Source organism: Clostridium amylolyticum (assembly GCF_900142075.1).
In the GTDB taxonomy this organism is placed as follows: Bacteria; Bacillota; Clostridia; order Clostridiales; family Clostridiaceae; genus Clostridium_AA; species Clostridium_AA amylolyticum.
Genome location: NZ_FQZO01000001.1, coordinates 766,133 through 785,439, shown reverse-complemented (window position 1 = coordinate 785,439; position 19,307 = coordinate 766,133). Strand labels below are relative to the sequence as shown.

Genomic DNA, 19,307 nt, shown 5'->3' with positions numbered 1-19,307 from the left:
TTTTATTTAAATCCTTCCTTCAAAGACTCATAAGTTATAAAACCTTGATTAACTTCATTAATTGCAATAGTTAAAGCTTTATTTGATTTAATATCAGCAAGCTTATTTTCACCATCTATGATTTGTCTTGCTCTTTTTGATGTTACTATTACAAGGGAATATCTATTATCAACTTTGTCTAAAAGATCTACTATAGACGGATTAATCATAGAATTTATCACATAAATCACTCCTTTATTTCAAAAAAACTATCTTTAACTCTTCCTACTCTGCATTTTTCAGCAGTTATTATGGATTGAATCTTTCTAACAGCTTCCTCTACAGTGTTATTTATAACTGCATAATTATATTTAGAAATAAAATTTATTTCTTCGTAAGCTGATTTAAACCTAGTCATTAATGATTCTGGTGTTTCGCTGCCTCTTTTAATAATTCTTTGTTTTAATTCTTCCATAGAAGGTGGGAGGATGAAAATGTATACCCCATCATCTACTTTTTCTTTTACTTTAAGGGCTCCTTGAATATCTATTTCTAGAATAACATCTCTTCCAGAGTTAAGTACCTCTTCCACCTTGGATTTAGGGGTACCATAAAGATTGCCATAGACTTCAACATATTCTAAAAAATCATTATCCTCTATTTTTTTATTAAATTCTTCTTTAGTTAAGAAAAAATAATTAGTTCCTTCTATTTCTCCTGCTCTAGGAGCTCTAGTTGTAGCTGATACAGAAATCCAACAATCACTTTCATTAATAATGCTTTTACAAATAGTACCTTTACCTGCACCAGAAGGTCCAGAAATAACTATAAGTAAACCTCTTTTTGGCATTATTCATCAACCTCATCCATAACTTCTTCTTTTGAAGATAATCTGTGAGCTACGGTTTCTGGCTGAACTGCTGATAATATAACATGATCGCTGTCAGTTATAATTACAGCTCTAGTTCTTCTTCCATAGGTTGCATCTATAAGCATACCTCTATCTCTTGCTTCTTGTATTATTCTTTTAATAGGTGCAGATTCCGGACTTACTATAGCTACTAGTCTATTGGCTGAAACAATATTACCAAATCCAATATTTATTAATTTTATGTTCATTAATATTCCTCCTGATTATTCAATGTTTTGAATTTGTTCTCTAATTTTCTCTATGTTATTTTTAATATTTAGAGCAAAGTTGGTTATTTCAAGATCTGAAGATTTAGAAGCTATGGTATTTGCTTCCCTATTCATCTCTTGAACTATAAAGTCTAGTTTTCTTCCAATAGGTTCTGAAACATTGAGAGTATTTACAAGTTGGTCAATGTGGCTGTACAAACGAGTTAATTCTTCATCTATACTTGCCCTATCTGCAAAGATTGCCAGTTCCAAACTTATTCTATTTTCGTCTACGGGAATATTACCAAGGAGTTCAGCTAGTCTTTCTGTAAGTTTATTTTTATAGTTTACTACTACTTTTTCTGAAAGATGTTTAATACTGTTTACATCTTTTTCAATATCCTTGCATTTTGTAATGATGTCAGCTTTTAGCTTTTCCCCTTCTCTTTCTCTCATTTCTTTAAGCATAATTAATGAGTTATTCATAGCAGAAGATATTTCATTCCATATCTCATCCATATTTTCTTCTTTTTCTTCAGTATAAATAACATCAGGGAATCTAGCTATTAAGGAAGTACTAATATCATTTTTAATATTATATCTTTCTTGTAGCTCTTGTAAACATTTTATGTAACTATCTGCTAAATTTGAGTTGAGACTTGCTTCTAAATCTGATTTGTTATAATTTTTATATGTAATAAAGACATCTACTTTACCCCTGCTTAATTTTTCACTAATTAACTTTCTTATTTTGTCTTCTAGTGAAAACAAGCTTTTTGGCATTTTAACATTTATATCTAGAAACCTATGATTAACACTTTTGATTTCAACCATGAAATTTCGATTAGAATTTTCTCCACTGGCTGCTCTTCCAAAGCCAGTCATACTATTAGCCATATTAAGACTCCTCCTTAGGCTTATCTGTTCATAGTTTCTATTATACAAAATTAAACCTCGAAATATCAAGGGTTTTTGTGAAATTACTCAATTTATCTTTAATTATTTCTTATTTCCCTTATTTTTCTATGTAGTTTAAAATATTAATTGCGTTGTTTGAATTTTAATATGTAAGTTTGAATTTTCATAGTGAATATTTATTTTAAAATTGGTTTACATAATTTTTATATTGTATATTATGTTATTTTATATAAATTCTATCATAATAATTAATTATGCCTTCTACCTAGTATTTCTATACTCTAACATAAAAATATCCAACTTTTGTTTAATAAAAAAAACCACATTTACCTAATATAAATGTAGTTTTTTTATAATTAATAATTATATAATCCGTGTTCAAATATATCTCTAACTTTATTGATATCCTTTGTATAGCTTAAGGCCACAATAAGTTTTATCCTTGCTTTTTGACCAGATAGTGTATCCCCAAAAATAACACCAAGACTTCTTAATTCTTTTCCCCCTCCATGATAACCATAGGAATCATATACTCTTCCTTCTTGACATCTAGAAACTATAACCACTGCTATACCTTTCTTAATTGCTCTTTCTATACCATCTACCATAAGAGGTGGTATATTTCCTCTTCCCATGGCTTCTATAACTATGCCGTCATCACCTTCAGCTATACAAAAATCTATGAATCTTGAATCCATGCCTGCTGCACATTTTATTAAAGAAACTCTATTATTCACTGAATTTATATGTATAGAGGCTCTTACAATATTATTCCTGTAAAATATAACTCTATTATTATCTACTATGCCTATAGGTCCAAAATTAGGAGTTTTAAAAGCGTTAAGAGCCATTGAATTAGCTTTTATAACTTCTGACGCACTATTTAGCTCTCCATTAAAACAAACTATAACTCCTCTATTCTTTGATTCCTCTGCAATGGCAGTGCAAATGGAAGTAGCCAGGTTAAAAGGGCCATCATAACCCAATTCTGAACTACTCCTCATGGATCCAGTAAAAATAACAGGCTTATGCGTTTTAAGGGTTAAATCTACAAAATACGCTGTTTCTTCCAAGGAATCAGTGCCGTGAGTAACTACTATACCATCTATATCTTCCCTATCAGCTAGCTCTTGTATAAAATTAGATAGTTCTAGCATGATATCTGGAGTAATATGCGGACTAGGCAAGGAAGAAAAAGTATAGGAAGTCACTTTAGCAAAACGTTCAATACCAGTAACCATAGACATTATCTCTTCACCAGTTAAACCTGGCACCGCTGCTTTTAACTTTTGGTCTACCTTCATAGAAATTGTTCCGCCATTAAAAACCACTGCAATATTTTTCATAATACCCTCCCAAAATAAGATGTTAATTAATTTTATCATCATTTTAATAGCCATCTTTCTAATTATATTTTAACTCAAATTCATAATTATAACTATAAAAAAATAAAGCTGCCTTCGCAGCTTTGTAAACATTATCCTATAGTACCTTTAGGCTTTTTCTTTTTCATTTCTTCTTCATAAATGGTATCTGGCTTAGAATCTTTATTACTCACTCTCTTAGTTGCTTTCTTATCTTCCCTATGACTCATAATTATCTTCCTTTCATAATATAGTTTCAAATTTACTATTTAGTAGATAATTATAGGTTATTCTTAATTAAAATATTTATACTAGCACATTATATCTCTCTTACTTCATAAAATACCAAATATCTATCACCTAAGGGCTCTAAATTAGTATTACTATTAAAGGCATAACTCCATTCTAACAATAGGGTTTTACCTTGAAGCATATAATCTTTAAATATAATTTTGATTCTGCTAGCATAATTATTTAGTTCATTTATTTCTTCTTTAGAAAAAAAATCTTCATTTCCATAAATAGTGCTACGATCGTCTTTTTTTATAATGGTAACCTCTTTATTATTATAAGTTACTAGGTTCCATAAATCCTTATATACTGCTTCAATAGTAATTTCCTCATTATTAATTTTTAAAGTTCCACTTTTCTCAGCAAGAAAATAGGGATAATAAATGACTATGCCTTTATCTTTATAAGTTTTATAAACCTCTAAAGCTCCCTCATAAGCATCTTTAGCACTTTTACCTATGATTCTTGGTAAATTTATGTCCTTACCTTTAACAGTTGCTGTTCTAACAGTCCACAAATATTTATCTTCTAAATAAGACTTTTCGTTAAACACTCTCCAAGGTACTGTAGGTAATCCAGATTTTAAAAGTTCATAAAAACCCATTAGTTTATTCATGGCAATCTCCAATGATACATTTACTCAATTTGTTTTAAATTTAGAATAATAAAAAGCCCTGATAAAATCAAGGTTTTTTATTATTAATCTGTATAACAGGATCAGAACCTGAATTATTTACTTTTTATTCTCTTGTTTTGATCTTTCAAATCCAGCTTTAAATCCATCAGTAAATCCACAGCCTACAAGACCTAAGGCTATAATTGCACATAAAAAAATACTTATCAATCTCTTTTTCATAATACTCCCTCCACTTCATGAAAAATATTCTTCTGGATAGCAATTCATTAATTCATATTATTTTCAACGTCTACTTAATTCTATTATATAGGAATTGGATATACTTGTATATAAATAAGCACTCCTTTTCACCACCACTCTAAAACATATCAAAAAATAAAAAAAGTACAGGATTTTCATTTCACTTCTGAAGTCCGTACTTTTTTAACGTATTAGTTTGTAAACTCTTGATTTTGCTTGGTCTGGGTAACAGGATTTGAACCTGCGACCTCTAGAACCCCATTCTAGCGCGCTACCATCTGCGCCATACCCAGTTATTATATGGTTGTGCTTATGCACATAGATATTATATGACAATATTATTGAATTAGCAATAGTCAAATAGTAATTTATAGAATAGGTAAAAACTAAGAAGTAATAGTTGTGGTGAAAATTCAGCCTTGCTGAATTTTTTCATAAACTCTTACTTTTTACCTATTAGCTCTTACCTGGTCTATTACTTTACCTCTTACTTATTACTTATTACTTATTACTTATTACTTATTTAAGAAGGCGGCTAATTAACTAGCCGCCAGTTTTTTTGTGAAGGAGTTTATCACTTGTCAAGTGACTGGCACCATTACAATATTATACAGATTAAGCTGCCATTGCCTTCGTTAATAATTTTTTGAAGAGTTTTTTGGATTTTTCCTTGAACGTCTTCTGGCATTTTATAAAGTTTATTTTGTAGGCCTTCTTTAACTAACATTTCTAGTGACTTACCAAAGAGGTTACTCTGCCAGAACTTTGCAGGATCTGTTTCAAATTGTTCTAGTAAGGATTTTACTAATTCTTCACTTTCTTTTTCAGCGCCCACAAAGGGGGTGATTTCAGTTTGAATATCTGCTTTAATGAAATGCAAGGATGGGGCGCTGGCTTTTAGCTTTACACCATATTTATTCCCTTGCTGTACCTTTTGAGGCTCTTCAAATTTCATTTCTGCAAGCTGTGGAGCTACAAGGCCGTAACCATTTTCTTTTACATCTTTTAAGGCATCTGCCACCTTATCATATTCAACTTTAGCATGATTTAAGGTCTTAATAATAGTTAACAGTTCATTTTCATTTCCTATAGAGCAATTGCATATCTCACTTAGTATCTCATAGAATATACCATTTTTAGGGTTAAGTTCTAACCTAGCTATACCTTCACCCATATTCATTTCAGCTATATCTGAACTTCCTAAAAACTCTTCATCCTTACGACTATCTAGGAAGTTTTTGATGTCACGTACTTTAAATATGTTTCTAGCCATATCTTTTACTATGTTAATAAAATTGATTTTCAGCCAGTGGGTAGGATCCAATTTTTCAATCCATTCAGGCATATCTATATTAATTTCTTTAACTGGAAATTCTTTAAGTACCCTCTTAAAAAGATTATTAACATCTTCTTCATTCATATTAAGTACATCCATAGTTTGCACTGGAACATCATACTTTTCTTCCAGTTCCCTCTTTAGTTCTATGGTCTCGTCAGCATCCTTATGTGATGAATTAAGTACAATTATAAAAGGCTTGTTAATGGCTTTTAATTCTTTTATAACCCTCTCTTCAGCATCTACATACTCATTTCTAGCTATATCTGTAACAGATCCATCAGTGGTAACTACTAGGCCTATGGTGGAATGATCATTTATTACCTTCCTTGTACCAATTTCAGCAGCATCCTCAAAGGGTATTTCATAGTCAAACCATGGTGTTGTTACCATTTTAGGGTTTTCACCCTCTAAGTATCCTAAAGCTCCCTTTACAATATATCCTACGCAGTCTACCAGTCTGACTCTAAACTTTATACCTTCTCCTATACTGATTTCTATGGCTTCATTAGGTACAAATTTAGGCTCAGTGGTGTGAATGCTTTTACCTGAACCGCTTTGTGGTAACTCATCCTTTGCTCTTTCTTTCTTATAACCATTTTCTATCTTTGGTATTACCATCATGTCCATAAAGCGTTTAATAAATGTTGATTTACCTGTTCTTACAGGACCTACTACTCCAACATATATATCGCCCTGGGTTCTTTCGGCTATATCTTTGTATATATTAAAATTATCCAAGATATTCCCTCCAGTATTTGAATATTAACACTATATATATATTTATATTTAAAATAAAATATAACAACTTTTTATTTATTATTTTCAGCCTAAAAAGTTGATGATTTTACCTAAAATATTAATAACTCTTTATAAGTATATTCATATATTTATTAATATAGTAATGAAATCCTAATGTAAAAGGGTGAAATATGAATTATTTCAGTGATAATAAAGTAGCCGATGCGGTTTTTGAAGGTGGCGGCATTAAAGCTTTCGCTTTTGCTGGAGCTATTAAAGTTATGGAGGACTATGGGTATAGTTGGAGAAATTTAGCTGGTACCTCTGGGGGCTCTATTATTGCAGCATTGCTAGCGGCGGGTTATAACTCTCAGGAGATTAAATCCATTATGAAAGAAACTGATTTTAAGAGCTTTATGGATATTAATAAGCTATGCATCCCTAAAATTCATAATCTACTTAATTTAATTTTGAAAAACGGTATCTACCAAGGGGATTATTTAAAAGCATGGATGGATAAGTTGCTGCTTAGAAAGATCAAAAACCCTATCAAAGATAAAGTTACCTTTAAAGACTTAATAATTCCTAATGAAAAGGGTGTATTATTAAACAATCCAAAATATAAAAAGAAATATAAGCTTCATCTTATGGCTTCTGATATAACTAGAGGTAGGTTGATGATTTTACCAGAGGATATAGCAGATTATGGGGTTAACCCTGAGGATTTTGAAGTTAGCTTAGCTATAAGAATGAGCTGTAGTATTCCTTTTTATTTCAAGCCTGTATATTTTAAGAACCAAGTTAATAAAAAGAAATCCGTTATAGTGGACGGTGGGGTACTTAGCAATTATCCTGTATGGCTCTTTGACGTGAATGGTGTGCCTAAATACCCCACCTTAGGTTTTAGGCTAAATGGCAACAGATCTACTTATGATCATGGAGAAATTAATAACTTAATTGATTTTACCAAAGGCATAGTAAAGACTATGTTTGAAGCCCAAGATGATACCCACATAAAACAAATTGATTATCTGAGAACCATTAAAATAGATTCACTGAATTTTAATGCTGTGGACTTTAATATATCTAAAGAAAGTTTATTAAAGCTATATAGTTCCGGAGAAAAATCTGCTAAAGAATTTATAGATCATTGGAAAAGTAACTATGCTGCCCATAGGGTACTTAGAAAAAATTATACTATCCCATATGAGGTTTAGATTCTTTTTAGTAATTATAGTTAATAAAAACAAGGCAACCTATTATCTATAGGCCACCTTGTTTTATACTTTATCCCTTAATTAAATTAGCATGTTAACTTTAAATATTAATATACCTCACTTTTCTTCTCTCTAGACATCAGCTCTTCTACAGCAGCTTTAGGATCCTTCCCTTGAAAGAGAACTTCATAAAGCACATGGGTAATAGGCATCTCTATATTAAGTTCTTCTTTTAGTTCATAAAAGGATTTGCAAGCTTTAACCCCTTCTACTACCATGCCTATTTCTTTAACTGCATCTTCTAGTTTTATTCCTTTACCTATAAGTATGCCAGCTCTTCTATTTCTGCTGTGCATGCTGGTGCAGGTAACTATTAAATCACCCATGCCGGTTAGTCCTGAGAAGGTTTCTGCCCTTCCACCGAGCTTTTCACCAATTCTAATTATCTCTACCATGCCCCTGGTCATTAGGGCAGCCTTGGCATTATCCCCATAACCAATGCCGTCACAGACTCCTGCAGCTAAAGCGATAATATTTTTTACTGAACCACCTATTTCAATTCCTATAATATCATCATTGGTATATACTCTAAAATTTGGAGACATAAATAAGTCTTGAACTTTTTCTGCATAGGTCATATCAGTAGATGTAACTACTACAGTGGTGGGGATATTTAGTAAAACCTCTTCTGCATGACTAGGTCCTGATAAAATAACCACAGGGTTTAATAACTCTTCAGATATAACCTGAGATAATCTTTTATTGGTTTTATCCTCTATTCCCTTTGCAATACTAATTATTATTGCATCTTTGGGGATTATATCCTTTATTTTTGAACACAAACTTCTTATAGCATGAGATGGTACAGCTAAAACTATGTAGTTACAGCCCTGTACCGTTTCTTTAATATTATTATATGCTGTAATAAGTTCAGAAATATAAATATCTTTTGTATACTTATAATTTCTTCTATAATTATTTATGTTATTAATTACTTCTTCATCTCTATCCCATATACTTACTTCTAAACCCTTACTAACAAGTAAAAGGCTAAGAGCAGTACCAAAGCTCCCTGCTCCTAAAAAAGCTACTTTAGTCATTTTACTCTTTCCTTTCCCTATATTCTATCTTAATACCAGTACCTTTAAAATCAAAACTATCTCTAATTTGATTTTCAAGATATCTTTCATAGGAGAAGTGAAGAGCATTTTTATCATTTATGAAAAATATGAAAGTTGGTGGTTTTGATCCTACCTGAGTGGCATAATATATCTTTAATCTTTTTAATCCTACCACAGGTGGCTCCTTCATTAACACTGCTCTATTTATGACTTCGTTTAAAATACCAGTGGATATTCTCTTAGAATAATTGTTGTAGCACATTTTAGCAAAATTAAGCACTTTGTGTGTTCTCTGTCCAGTTAGAGCAGATATAAATAGGAATGGAGCATAACTTATAAAGGATAAGTTATAAGATAAATCCTTTTTATATTTATCCATAGTTTTATCATCTTTTTCAATTAAATCCCACTTGTTAACTATTATCATAATAGCTTTATTTTGTTCATGAGCATATCCTATTATTTTCTCATCTTGATCGGTTACACCTTCTTCAGCATCTATAACTAAAATACACACATCAGCTCTATCTACTGCTGTTAAAGTACGAACCACGCTATATCGCTCTATTTCCTCTTTAACCTTACTTTTTCTTCTTAAACCTGCTGTATCAATTAAAACAAACTTGCCCAATTCATTTTCTAAATAGCTATCTACAGCATCCCTTGTGGTACCAGGTATATCACTGACTATTACTCTTTCTTCACCTAATAATTTATTTATTAAGGAAGATTTACCTACATTAGGCTTACCTACTACAGCAATTCTTATGTATTCATCTTCTTCTTCATTATTATCATAATCTTTAAAGTTTTCCACAACTTTATCTAGCATATCACCTAAACCTAGGCCTTGAGATGCAGAAATGGTTATTGGATCCCCAATACCTAAATTATAAAATTCATAGGCATTATTTTCGTCTTTTAAATTATCTATTTTATTTACTACTAAAATAACTTTTTTATTGCTTTTTCTAAGCATTTGAGAGACTTCATAATCCGCAGGAGTTATACCTTCTTTACCATCTACAATAAAAACAATAACGTCTGCAGTTTCAATAGCAACTTTGGCCTGTCTTCTCATTTGTGATAATATTATATCTTCACTATTAGGCTCTATACCTCCAGTATCTATTATTGTAAAGTTGTACTTTAACCACTCTGCTTCTGCATATACCCTATCCCTTGTTACTCCTGGCCTATCTTGAACAATTGAAATTCTCTTACCTGCAAGTTTATTAAATAGTGTTGATTTTCCTACATTTGGTCTTCCTACTATAGCTACTATGGGTTTTCCCATTATTACGCCTCCTTCAAAGCTTCATTTATCTTGAGAATTAAATCCTCTCCAGTATATTCAACTATTATTGTTTTACAATTAGTAGCTGTTTCAATATCTTCTAGGGTTATATCATCTAAAAATATTGTATCACCAGCTCTTAACATATTTCTAGGTATAATAATATTACCTTGAATATTATTTAATTTCAATGAATTTATAATATCTTTTCCAGTTAATAAGCCTGCTACAGTAATAGTATCACCAAAGAAATCATTAATTACCTTTATTACATTGATTTTTATTTTATTATTCTTTTGCATAATCATCTCAGCCACACTGTTAAGCTCATCATAGGCTGATGTACCGGTTATAAAAGAAATTTCACCTGTTTTATTAATATTTACTTCATTAATATTATTATTAATATTTTCTCTTAAGATTCTTACCATACCCACACCATCTTCTAATTGATCAAACTCTCCATAGAACTCGCTATTGGGTATCTCTTCTTGAGCTAACATATAAAACTCATCAGACAATCTTATAAAAGGCTTTCCTATTTCATTAATAAATTTTTGCTGTATAGGCTTGATTCTATATATTTCTTCCTTTGCACTTTCTTTATTAAAGCCCTTTAACTCTGCTAAACCTTCCCTGTACTTAGTTATACCCACTGGCACTGCCGCAACATTTTCCACATTAGGATATAATTTATAAAGATCTTCTACGGTTTTTATTAATTCATCTCCATTATTTACTCCTGGTACTGTTACAATTTGAGCATTCATCTTAATACCAGCATCAGCCAAGCGTTTTAATCTGTCATTTATGTTTCCTGCAAACCTATTATTAAGCATTTTTTTCCTAAGCTCAGTATTGGTGGTATGAACAGATACATTAATTGGACTAATTCGATATTTTATTATTCTATCGATATCATCTTCACTCATATTAGTTAAAGTGACAAAATTTCCTTGTAAAAACGAAAGCCTAGAATCATCATCTTTAAAGTATAATGATTTTCTCATACCTTTAGGTAATTGATCAATAAAACAAAAAATACACTTATTAGAGCAGCTTAGAGCATTATCCATAATTGCACTTTCAAATTCTACACCAAACTCTTCATCATAATCCTTTTCTATTTCTAGTTCCCAAATCTCTCCATCAGGCTTTTGGATTTCTATTTCTAAATAATCCTCCGCCATTAAAAATTTATAGTCAATTATATCTTTAACTTCATTACCATTTATAGAAATAAGTTTATCCCCTTTTTCTACTCCTAGCTCCATAGCTATACTTTCGGGATTTACCACTGAAATTATGTTTTTCATTATTCCACCCCTATTTTTACATTTATCAATAAGTTATATTACATTAATTGTATAGCATAGTCAATAAATAAAAAAAGCCTCAATACATGAGGCAATAATTTTATTCATTTAAATCCACTTGCTTTCCTGTTACCAGATAAATTGTCCATTCACATATATTAGTCACATGATCGGCAATTCTCTCTAAAAATTTGCATACAAATAAGAATTGTGCTGATTGATTTATGGTGTTCTTATCCTTTGTCATAAAGCCTAATAATTCGTTAAATACTTTTTTGTATAATGCATCCACATCATCATCAATCTTACATATTTCATAGGCCTTTTCCGCATCTCTATTAATATAAGCATCTATGGATAATTTTATCATCCTTTGAACTATTTCAGCCATTTTAGGTATATCTACTAGTTCTTTTATATATTGCTGATTTTTAAGTCTTATTACGATTTTGCTAATATCCACAGCATGATCTGCCATTCTCTCTAAGTCAGTAACTATTTTTGTAGTGGTAAATATAGTTCTTAAATCTGTAGCTAAGGGCTGTTGCATAGCTATGAGCTTTATAGCTTTATCTTCTATGTCCTTTTGCAGATTATCTACTAAGTCATCATTATCTATTACTTTATTTGCTAAATCTACATCTTGGTTTTTTAATGCTTCAATAGAAGAATGGATTTGTTTTTCTACTATACTTCCCATTTTTAAAAGATCATTATGCATTTGATTAAGTCCTAAGTCAAAAGAACTTCTTGTCATATTTATCACCTCTCATATAATTATCCAAATCTACCAGTTATATAATCCTCTGTTCTTTTATCTCTTGGTTTATAAAAAATATCTTCTGTTTTACCATATTCTATCACTTCTCCATTTAAGAAAAAAGCTGTATTATCTGAAATTCTTCCAGCCTGCTGCATATTATGAGTAACGATAATAACTGTATACTTTTTCTTAAGTTCATCCATGAGTTCTTCAATTTTAGTTGTCGAAATAGGATCTAAGGCTGACGTGGGCTCATCCATAAGTAAAACTTCCGGTTCTACCGCCAAGGTTCTAGCAATACATAATCTTTGCTGCTGTCCACCAGATAGTCCAAGGGCACTTTTTTTCAGCCTATCTTTAACTTCATTCCATAAAACTGCTCCTTTTAAACTTTTCTCTACTATTTCATCTAGTTTGGCTTTACTTTTTATCCCATGTATCTTAGGTCCATAAGCTATATTTTCATATATGGACATAGGGAAAGGATTAGGTTTTTGAAAAACCATACCTATTCTTTTTCTTAAATTAATCACGTCATATTCTTCATAGATATTTTTTTCTTCGAATAATACCCTGCCTTCTATTTTTACAGAATCTATTAAATCATTCATTCTATTAATAGTCCTTAAAAATGTGGACTTACCACAACCTGAAGGTCCAATTAAAGCTGTAACAGTATTTTTGTCTATATCCATATTTATTGTTTTTAATGCTTGATGATTACCATAATATAAATTAAGATTCTCTGTTTTAATTATGCCCATATCTTTATCCCCCTATTTTCCACTATAGGATTTATATATTTTATTTCCAATTATCCTAGCAATAACATTAAATAATAAAACCATGATGATTAATACCGCTGAAGAACCATTAGCTATCTTTCCCGCATCAGGTACAATACCTTCAGAGTTTAACTTCCAAATGTGAACTGCTAAGGTTTCTGCCGGCCTAAACAGACTATAGGGTGAAGCTTTACTTATTAAACTAAATCTTGTATATCTAAGTACTGGTGCTGACATACCTGCGGTATATAATAAGGCAGCTGCTTCACCAAATATTCTCCCTGCTGAAAGTATCACCCCAGTTAATATTTGTGGCATTGCTGATGGCAGTATAACATTTTTTATAGTTTGCCACTGTGTAGCTCCCAAACCTAAGCTGGCTTCTTTCACCTTTGCCCCTGCTGCTTTTATAGCATTTTCACTAACTCTAGTCATAGAGGGTAAATTTAAAACAGTAATAGCTAAGGCTCCAGAAATTAAAGTATATCCCCATCCCGTCATGGTAACAAATACTAATAATCCAAATAATCCTACCACTATGGATGGCAGTGATGCCATAGTTTCTATGCATAATCTAATAAAGTTTAAAATTTTACCTTCCTTTGCATATTCTGAAAGATAAATACCAGCGCCTAATCCCAAAGGTATAGTTATAAGAAGGGATATTATAAGCATATAAAAGGAATTAAATAATTGGGGTCCTATTCCACCACCAGGTTCATCTATCTTAGGGTTCCCAAAAAGGAATTTAAAGTTTAATGAATCTTTTCCTTTATAGATTATATAGCCTACAAAAGCAGCTAAAAGTAGAATTACAAAGAAAGAAATCATATATAATATTATAGTAGCAATTTTATCTACAGTCTTTGCTTTCATCTTATTCACCTCTATTTCCAATCTTTCTAATTAGAACTATAAATAAGAAAGATATTATAAGAAGAATAAAAGATAATGACCAAAGTGCATTGTTCCATATGCTCCCTGATGCAGTATTAGCCATATCCATGGTTATAACGCCAGTTAAAGTTATTGTAGGATTAATTATACTGCCTGGAAGCTTTATAGTATTACCTATAACCATCTGTACTGCTAATGCTTCACCAAAGGCTCTAGCTAATCCTAAAACTATGCCCGTTAAAATGCCACTTTTAGATGCAGGTACAATTACCTTATAAATAGTTTGCCACCTAGTAGCCCCTAGTCCATAAGATGCTTCAATATAATCCTTTGGAATGGTCTTAATAGCATCTGAAGCTATGCTGGCTGTGGTAGGTAGTATCATAATGCTTAAGACTATTATGGCTGCCAGTAAACTGAAACCAATACCGCCAAAGTGACTTCTTATAAAAGGAACTAAAACTGATACCCCTATCCAGCCATAAACTACAGAAGGTATTCCTACAAATACTTCTAAAGCAGGTTGAAGAAGTCTATTACCTAATTTTATTGATATCAAGTTCATAAAAATTGCCAGTGCTATGGCCACAGGTGCACTTAATAGTACTGCTCCTAAAGAAACCAAGGTAGATCCTATTATAAAAATTCCTGCTCCAAATGAAGGAGTTTCCGAATCTGGTTTCCAATTTGTACTAAACAAAAAGTCTTTTAGAGAGTATTTATCTACTAAGAATGTCTGCAGTCCCTTTTGTGCAATAAAAAATATTATTGATAAAGTAAGAATTACTATTAAAATACCACATAAATAAGCATAGGTTTTCCCAAGGTATTCAGTCTTAAGTTTTCTTATAAAATTATTTTTTTCCATATTATCTACCTCATATAATAAATTGAGCAAATATCTACTCCTAAATGAAACTTCTTCTTCAGCCCTAAAGCTTATTATTACTGGATATCACAAGTTTAAGACTGGCTTTTATAGCCAGTCTTATTAACTGTTCTTGAGATTACTTAACCTTCATTTCAGCGCCAGGAATATATCCTAAGTCTTCTATTAATTTTTTATTTTCGCTGCTAGAAACATAGTCTAAAAATGCTTTAGCTAACTCATTAGGCTCACCTTTGGTATACATATGTCCCCAAGAATAGAAAGCATATTTACCAGTTGTTATATTATCTTTTATAGGCTCAACACCGTCTATGGACAAACCTATTAAAGCATCTTTTGCTTCTTGAGAGTTTAAATAAGATAATCCTACATAGCTTATGGAACCCTTAGTGCTAATTAGTGCAGTTTTTACAGCACCATTGGAATCCTGAGTAGTTCCAATCTTATCATTTTCTAAATCTTTATTACCATCTAAAACAGTCTTAATAAAGGTTGCTCTTGTACCTGAAGATGCTGGTCTGTGTATAACATTTATAGCTATATCACTACCACCTACATCTTTCCAATTAGTTATTTTACCTGAAAAAATATTCTGTATCTGCTGTTTGGTTAAACTTTTTACTCCAGTATCTTTTGATGTTACTACAGCAAAACCTTGAGCGACTACCTTATGATCAACTAATGCTTTTGCTTGTTCTGGTTTTAGCTTTTCCTCTGCAAATACATCAGAATTACCAATATCTACTGATCCTTGAGACACTTGAGTAAGTCCTGTTCCTGAACCTCCACCTTGCACACTTATACTTGCATCAGGGTATTTCTTTTTAAAATTCTCTGCTGCTTTTTCTATTAAGGGCTGAAGTGCTGTAGACCCTGAAGCAGTAAGTGATCCTTCTATTTTAGTTTCTTTACCTTTATTAGCTTCATTAGTATTACTTGTACATCCTATTAGCGAAGATGCTACTATCACTGTGGCTAAAGATAAAATCATTGCTTTCATTCCTGTTTTTAACATATAATTACCTCCAACTGTTTATGTAAAATTTATTTTGTTCTAACTTACAATTTAATAATACTAGTTCTAAGTTAATGTAATATTATACTAATGTTAAGATTACTTAACATTAGTATTATCCTTTAAGGTTTATTTATGTAGCACTACAATATTTAAATAAAAAAAAAGAGGACTAATGTCCTCTAATTGGTAAAGTAATTGTAAATTTGCTCCCAACCCCTATAGTACTATCAACCTTTATACTTCCATTAAAACCAATTACTATATGCTTTACTATAGCTAATCCTAAGCCCGTTCCTCCATTGGCTCTAGATCTGGCTTTGTCCACTCTGTAGAACCTTTCAAATATCCTTGTAATATCGCTTTCCGGTATTCCATATCCGCTATCTTCTACTTCTAATATTAAATTATCATCCTTAATAATGGTGTTAATATCTACATGAGCTCCTTTTTCTGAGTATTTTATACCATTTTCTATAAGATTAATCATCATCTGCTTAAATTTATCAGAATCTCCAACTAAATTCACTTTATCATTAGTAGTTGCCTTCAACTCAATATCTTTTGTTTCAGCAGCGCTTCTCATCATTAAAATAACATTATTTATTACATCATTTACACTAAACTCTTCTTCCACTACATTAATATTTTGCTCAATGCTAGATAAAGTTAATATATCATTGATTAATCGAGTTAATCTTTCTGCTTCATCATTAATAATATCAAGAAATTTTTGTTTCTTTTCTTCATCTTTAACAAATTTAAGGGTCTCTGCAAAACCTTTTATGGAAGTTAAAGGGGTTTTTAATTCATGTGAAACATTGGCCACAAATTGAGTTCTCATATGTTCAAGCTTTTTTATGTCAGTAATATCTTGTATAACTGCAACAGTTCCTATTAAAGAACCATTATTTAATATATCTGCAGTTTTTATCCTTAAATCCCTTTCTTGAGGCCATAAGATTTTTATTTCTTTAAAGTTATTATCATTATTATCAAAAATGCTATCAAGTTCAAAGTCTCTTATATGATCCATAAGATTTTTACCTATTATATCATCTTGAATACCAAATATTTTTTTTGCATAAGGATTCATAATAATAATTCTGTGTTTAGTATCTACTGCAACTACACCGCTGTCCATGCTTTTAAGTATGGCCTCAATCCTATTTTGTTTATCCGTAGATTCATTAATTTTAAGTTGCAGCATCTCGGCCATATAATTAAAAGTTCTACCTAACTGTCCAATCTCGTCATTAGTATTTACAGTAACCCTTCTATGTAGTTCTCCTCTAGCCATTCTAGAGGTTATAAATTGCAATTGATTAATAGGGGTTAAAATAATTCCAGTTAACCTTGACGTTAATAATATAGATAAAGCTATTACCACTACTAGAACTAAAAAATAATACTTAGCGTACCCTTTATTATTATATTTAATAGTATCTATGGAAACTGCACTTCTTATAATGTTTCCATTACTCAATCTAGTAGCATAATATATCATTTCTTTTTTTAACGACTCACTATATCTAGTACTGGAGCCTTCACCATTTTTAAGCGCTTCCATAAATTCTATCCTACTACTATGGTTTTCTAAAGACTCACTGTCTTTTTGAGAATCAAATAATACATTCCCATCTTTAGATATATAAGTAATTCTAATATCTATTTTCTCTAACTCTTTATTAAAAAGCACAGTTTTATAATCCACATTAGGTTCATCAAGAAACTTTAAAAGTACTTCGTTATTAAGAATAAGATTATTTTTAACATTTTGCATGCTCTGGTAATTGTTTATAGCTATAAATAAGCCAGATACTACTATAATAGTAAATATCATAACACTTAACACAGATATAATAATTTTATTTTTCATAATTATTCCTCGCTGGTGAATCTATAGCCTATACCTCTTATAGTTTCAATATATCTAGGATTCTTATCGTCATCTTCTATCTTTTGTCTTAAATGTCTTATATGTACATCTACCGTTCTGGTTTCTCCAATATATTCATATCCCCAAATTTTATCCAAAAGGGAATCTCTTGTTAAAACCTTTCCTTTGTTTTTAATAAGAAGTTCTAAAAGTTCAAATTCTTTTAATGTTAAATCTACTCTATCTCCATTTTTAGTTACTTCATGCTTTTCAAAATCTACCATCAAGTTACCATAAGAAAAAACTTTGTCCTTGGATGGAGAGTTTGTTGTTCTTCTAAGTACAGCTTTAACTCTTGCAATAAGTTCTCTTATGGAAAATGGTTTAGTTATATAGTCATCAGCCCCTAGCTCTAGACCTAGTATTTTATCTAGTTCTTCACTTCTGGCTGTAATCATTATTATTGGTATATTACTTAAATTTTTCTCTCTCCTTATCTCTTTACACACATCATATCCATCCATTCCTGGAAGCATGAGATCTAAAAGAATAAGCTTTGGTAAAGAGTTTTTTAAATATTCTAACGCTTCTATACCATTACTAGCAGTAATAACTTTAAACCCTGCATTTTCAAGGTTAAATTTTAATAATTCTAATATATGCTCCTCATCATCTACAATAAGTATTTTATCTTCCATGATATCCTCCTCTAATCAAAAAACACAAAGGAAAAATTTCTTCCACTGCTTTTATTATCTCTTCTATAGGAGTGAAATTTATACTCTTTTGAACATTTAGTACAATAAGGCATTTCTAATATTTGACTATCATTTATTTTCATTTCACTCAATTGATCTTTAATGCATTTATTTAAGTTTAAATTATTTCCTTCAATAACATCTTCACTAAATCCAGCTTCTAAAAATTTATTTCTAATCTCTTCACCTACTTCATAACAGCATGAATGTATATGAGGTCCTATATAAACTATTATATTTTCTGAACTACACTTATAGTCTTTTATCATTTTATTAATGGTTTTTCCAAGGATGTTACTATAAGTGCCTTTCCATCCACTATGCACCGCTGCAACGGTTTTATTTTTATAATCACAAATTAAAATTGGAACACAGTCAGCAGTAAAAACTCCTATGGCTAATTTACTCCCAGTAGATATAATGGCATCCCCTTGCTTAATTTCCCCATAAAAATCTATTACTATGTCACTATGAACTTGTTTTGAATATGCAATTTCTTTTATTTTAAACCTATCTATTAAACTATCTTTAATTTCATTTATATTGTTAATATTAATATTCAAATGATTTTCTGAAGTGGAAAAAACGAAATTCCCTTTATTAATTTTATCTATGATAAACTTATAATCTTCAATTTTTAAAACTTCACTCATGAAACCCCTCCTAATTTATTTTAACATTATAAAGTATTTTAATAAATTATTGTTAAGTTTATTATACTTCTTTAACCATATCTTAACATAAG

General features: G+C 30.7%; 20 protein-coding genes and 1 tRNA gene. 1 reads left to right on the top strand and 20 read right to left on the bottom strand.

The genetic code is table 11. The annotated features are described in order from the left end of the window. Positions 1–2 precede the first annotated feature (2 nt). The 9 genes from rpoZ to spoIVA form a co-directional block, all read right to left on the bottom strand. Positions 3–221: a DNA-directed RNA polymerase subunit omega gene (gene rpoZ / locus BUA82_RS03815; protein ID WP_073004811.1), complete on the bottom strand. Its 219-nt coding sequence runs from the start codon at positions 219–221 to the stop codon at positions 3–5. Between the two features lie 5 nt (positions 222–226). Beyond that, entirely contained in the window at positions 227–829 is a 603-nt protein-coding gene (gene gmk, locus BUA82_RS03810) for a guanylate kinase (protein WP_073004810.1), read from the bottom strand. Then, positions 829–1,098, bottom strand: coding sequence for an extracellular matrix/biofilm regulator RemA (remA, locus tag BUA82_RS03805; RefSeq protein ID WP_073004808.1), 270 nt, complete (start codon positions 1,096–1,098; stop codon positions 829–831). Before remA ends, gmk begins: the two co-directional genes overlap by 1 nt. Before the next feature lie 15 nt (positions 1,099–1,113). Continuing rightward, positions 1,114–1,995 (bottom strand): YicC/YloC family endoribonuclease, encoded by an 882-nt coding sequence (locus BUA82_RS03800; protein WP_073004806.1) that lies wholly within the window; start codon positions 1,993–1,995, stop codon positions 1,114–1,116. Between the two features lie 377 nt (positions 1,996–2,372). Further along, the gene (locus BUA82_RS03795) at positions 2,373–3,362 is read right to left on the bottom strand and encodes an asparaginase (RefSeq protein WP_073004804.1); all 990 of its coding nucleotides are present in this window, start codon (positions 3,360–3,362) and stop codon (positions 2,373–2,375) included. A gap of 337 nt (positions 3,363–3,699) precedes the next feature. Continuing rightward, complete coding sequence (locus BUA82_RS03790) at positions 3,700–4,287, bottom strand: hypothetical protein (protein WP_083599760.1); 588 nt, start codon at positions 4,285–4,287, stop codon at positions 3,700–3,702. Between the two features lie 117 nt (positions 4,288–4,404). After that, entirely contained in the window at positions 4,405–4,527 is a 123-nt protein-coding gene (locus BUA82_RS21095) for a hypothetical protein (RefSeq protein WP_278321555.1), read from the bottom strand. A 238-nt stretch (positions 4,528–4,765) separates the two neighbouring features. Continuing rightward, a tRNA-Pro gene (locus BUA82_RS03785) sits at positions 4,766–4,841 on the bottom strand. Positions 4,842–5,146: 305 nt separating this feature from the next. Next, complete coding sequence (gene spoIVA, locus BUA82_RS03780; protein ID WP_073004801.1) at positions 5,147–6,625, bottom strand: stage IV sporulation protein A; 1,479 nt, start codon at positions 6,623–6,625, stop codon at positions 5,147–5,149. A gap of 191 nt (positions 6,626–6,816) precedes the next feature. Here spoIVA and BUA82_RS03775 point away from each other — a divergent pair, with 191 nt between their 5' ends. Further along, a complete protein-coding gene (locus tag BUA82_RS03775; RefSeq protein ID WP_073004799.1) occupies positions 6,817–7,842 on the top strand; it encodes a patatin-like phospholipase family protein in 1,026 nt (341 codons plus the stop codon). Between the two features lie 107 nt (positions 7,843–7,949). Here BUA82_RS03775 and BUA82_RS03770 read toward each other — a convergent pair whose 3' ends face one another. The 11 genes from BUA82_RS03770 to pgeF all read right to left on the bottom strand — a co-directional run bounded on the left by BUA82_RS03770 (position 7,950) and on the right by pgeF (position 19,215). Continuing rightward, positions 7,950–8,942 carry an NAD(P)H-dependent glycerol-3-phosphate dehydrogenase gene (locus tag BUA82_RS03770; protein ID WP_073004796.1) on the bottom strand — a complete coding sequence of 331 codons (993 nt, stop codon included), beginning with the start codon at positions 8,940–8,942 and terminating at the stop codon, positions 7,950–7,952. Position 8,943: 1 nt separating this feature from the next. Beyond that, positions 8,944–10,260 (bottom strand): ribosome biogenesis GTPase Der, encoded by a 1,317-nt coding sequence (gene der / locus BUA82_RS03765; RefSeq protein ID WP_073004793.1) that lies wholly within the window; start codon positions 10,258–10,260, stop codon positions 8,944–8,946. A 2-nt stretch (positions 10,261–10,262) separates the two neighbouring features. Further along, positions 10,263–11,576 carry a DUF512 domain-containing protein gene (locus BUA82_RS03760; protein ID WP_073004791.1) on the bottom strand — a complete coding sequence of 438 codons (1,314 nt, stop codon included), beginning with the start codon at positions 11,574–11,576 and terminating at the stop codon, positions 10,263–10,265. A 100-nt stretch (positions 11,577–11,676) separates the two neighbouring features. Further along, positions 11,677–12,333, bottom strand: a complete 657-nt coding sequence (gene phoU, locus BUA82_RS03755; protein WP_073004789.1) for a phosphate signaling complex protein PhoU — start codon at positions 12,331–12,333, stop codon at positions 11,677–11,679. A gap of 20 nt (positions 12,334–12,353) precedes the next feature. Further along, positions 12,354–13,103 (bottom strand): phosphate ABC transporter ATP-binding protein PstB, encoded by a 750-nt coding sequence (gene pstB, locus BUA82_RS03750; RefSeq protein ID WP_073004786.1) that lies wholly within the window; start codon positions 13,101–13,103, stop codon positions 12,354–12,356. A gap of 12 nt (positions 13,104–13,115) precedes the next feature. Next, complete coding sequence (pstA, locus tag BUA82_RS03745) at positions 13,116–14,000, bottom strand: phosphate ABC transporter permease PstA (protein WP_073004784.1); 885 nt, start codon at positions 13,998–14,000, stop codon at positions 13,116–13,118. Position 14,001: 1 nt separating this feature from the next. Then, positions 14,002–14,889: a phosphate ABC transporter permease subunit PstC gene (gene pstC / locus BUA82_RS03740; protein WP_073005152.1), complete on the bottom strand. Its 888-nt coding sequence runs from the start codon at positions 14,887–14,889 to the stop codon at positions 14,002–14,004. Positions 14,890–15,028: 139 nt separating this feature from the next. Then, positions 15,029–15,925: a phosphate ABC transporter substrate-binding protein gene (locus tag BUA82_RS03735; protein ID WP_073004782.1), complete on the bottom strand. Its 897-nt coding sequence runs from the start codon at positions 15,923–15,925 to the stop codon at positions 15,029–15,031. A 172-nt stretch (positions 15,926–16,097) separates the two neighbouring features. Continuing rightward, a complete protein-coding gene (gene pnpS, locus BUA82_RS03730) occupies positions 16,098–17,804 on the bottom strand; it encodes a two-component system histidine kinase PnpS (RefSeq protein ID WP_073004780.1) in 1,707 nt (568 codons plus the stop codon). A 2-nt stretch (positions 17,805–17,806) separates the two neighbouring features. Further along, the gene (locus BUA82_RS03725; protein WP_073004777.1) at positions 17,807–18,502 is read right to left on the bottom strand and encodes a response regulator transcription factor; all 696 of its coding nucleotides are present in this window, start codon (positions 18,500–18,502) and stop codon (positions 17,807–17,809) included. 11 nt (positions 18,503–18,513) lie between these two features. Then, positions 18,514–19,215 carry a peptidoglycan editing factor PgeF gene (gene pgeF, locus BUA82_RS03720; protein WP_073004775.1) on the bottom strand — a complete coding sequence of 234 codons (702 nt, stop codon included), beginning with the start codon at positions 19,213–19,215 and terminating at the stop codon, positions 18,514–18,516. Between the last annotated feature and the right edge of the window lie 92 nt (positions 19,216–19,307).

What these genes read in the sequence shown, in the direction of transcription:
- pnpS (WP_073004780.1), bottom strand. Translation starts at nt 17,804, where the DNA reads ATGAAAAATAAAATTATTATATCTGTGTTAAGTGTTATGATATTTACT.
- pstC (WP_073005152.1), bottom strand. Translation starts at nt 14,889, where the DNA reads ATGGAAAAAAATAATTTTATAAGAAAACTTAAGACTGAATACCTTGGG.
- pstB (WP_073004786.1), bottom strand. Translation starts at nt 13,103, where the DNA reads ATGGGCATAATTAAAACAGAGAATCTTAATTTATATTATGGTAATCAT.
- BUA82_RS03800 (WP_073004806.1), bottom strand. Translation starts at nt 1,995, where the DNA reads ATGGCTAATAGTATGACTGGCTTTGGAAGAGCAGCCAGTGGAGAAAAT.
- BUA82_RS03770 (WP_073004796.1), bottom strand. Translation starts at nt 8,942, where the DNA reads ATGACTAAAGTAGCTTTTTTAGGAGCAGGGAGCTTTGGTACTGCTCTT.
- BUA82_RS21095 (WP_278321555.1), bottom strand. Translation starts at nt 4,527, where the DNA reads ATGAAAAAGAGATTGATAAGTATTTTTTTATGTGCAATTATAGCCTTA.
- phoU (WP_073004789.1), bottom strand. Translation starts at nt 12,333, where the DNA reads ATGACAAGAAGTTCTTTTGACTTAGGACTTAATCAAATGCATAATGAT.
- BUA82_RS03775 (WP_073004799.1), top strand. Translation starts at nt 6,817, where the DNA reads ATGAATTATTTCAGTGATAATAAAGTAGCCGATGCGGTTTTTGAAGGT.
- BUA82_RS03795 (WP_073004804.1), bottom strand. Translation starts at nt 3,362, where the DNA reads ATGAAAAATATTGCAGTGGTTTTTAATGGCGGAACAATTTCTATGAAG.
- pstA (WP_073004784.1), bottom strand. Translation starts at nt 14,000, where the DNA reads ATGAAAGCAAAGACTGTAGATAAAATTGCTACTATAATATTATATATG.
- pgeF (WP_073004775.1), bottom strand. Translation starts at nt 19,215, where the DNA reads ATGAGTGAAGTTTTAAAAATTGAAGATTATAAGTTTATCATAGATAAA.
- gmk (WP_073004810.1), bottom strand. Translation starts at nt 829, where the DNA reads ATGCCAAAAAGAGGTTTACTTATAGTTATTTCTGGACCTTCTGGTGCA.
- BUA82_RS03790 (WP_083599760.1), bottom strand. Translation starts at nt 4,287, where the DNA reads ATGAATAAACTAATGGGTTTTTATGAACTTTTAAAATCTGGATTACCT.
- BUA82_RS03725 (WP_073004777.1), bottom strand. Translation starts at nt 18,502, where the DNA reads ATGGAAGATAAAATACTTATTGTAGATGATGAGGAGCATATATTAGAA.
- remA (WP_073004808.1), bottom strand. Translation starts at nt 1,098, where the DNA reads ATGAACATAAAATTAATAAATATTGGATTTGGTAATATTGTTTCAGCC.
- der (WP_073004793.1), bottom strand. Translation starts at nt 10,260, where the DNA reads ATGGGAAAACCCATAGTAGCTATAGTAGGAAGACCAAATGTAGGAAAA.
- BUA82_RS03735 (WP_073004782.1), bottom strand. Translation starts at nt 15,925, where the DNA reads ATGTTAAAAACAGGAATGAAAGCAATGATTTTATCTTTAGCCACAGTG.
- BUA82_RS03760 (WP_073004791.1), bottom strand. Translation starts at nt 11,576, where the DNA reads ATGAAAAACATAATTTCAGTGGTAAATCCCGAAAGTATAGCTATGGAG.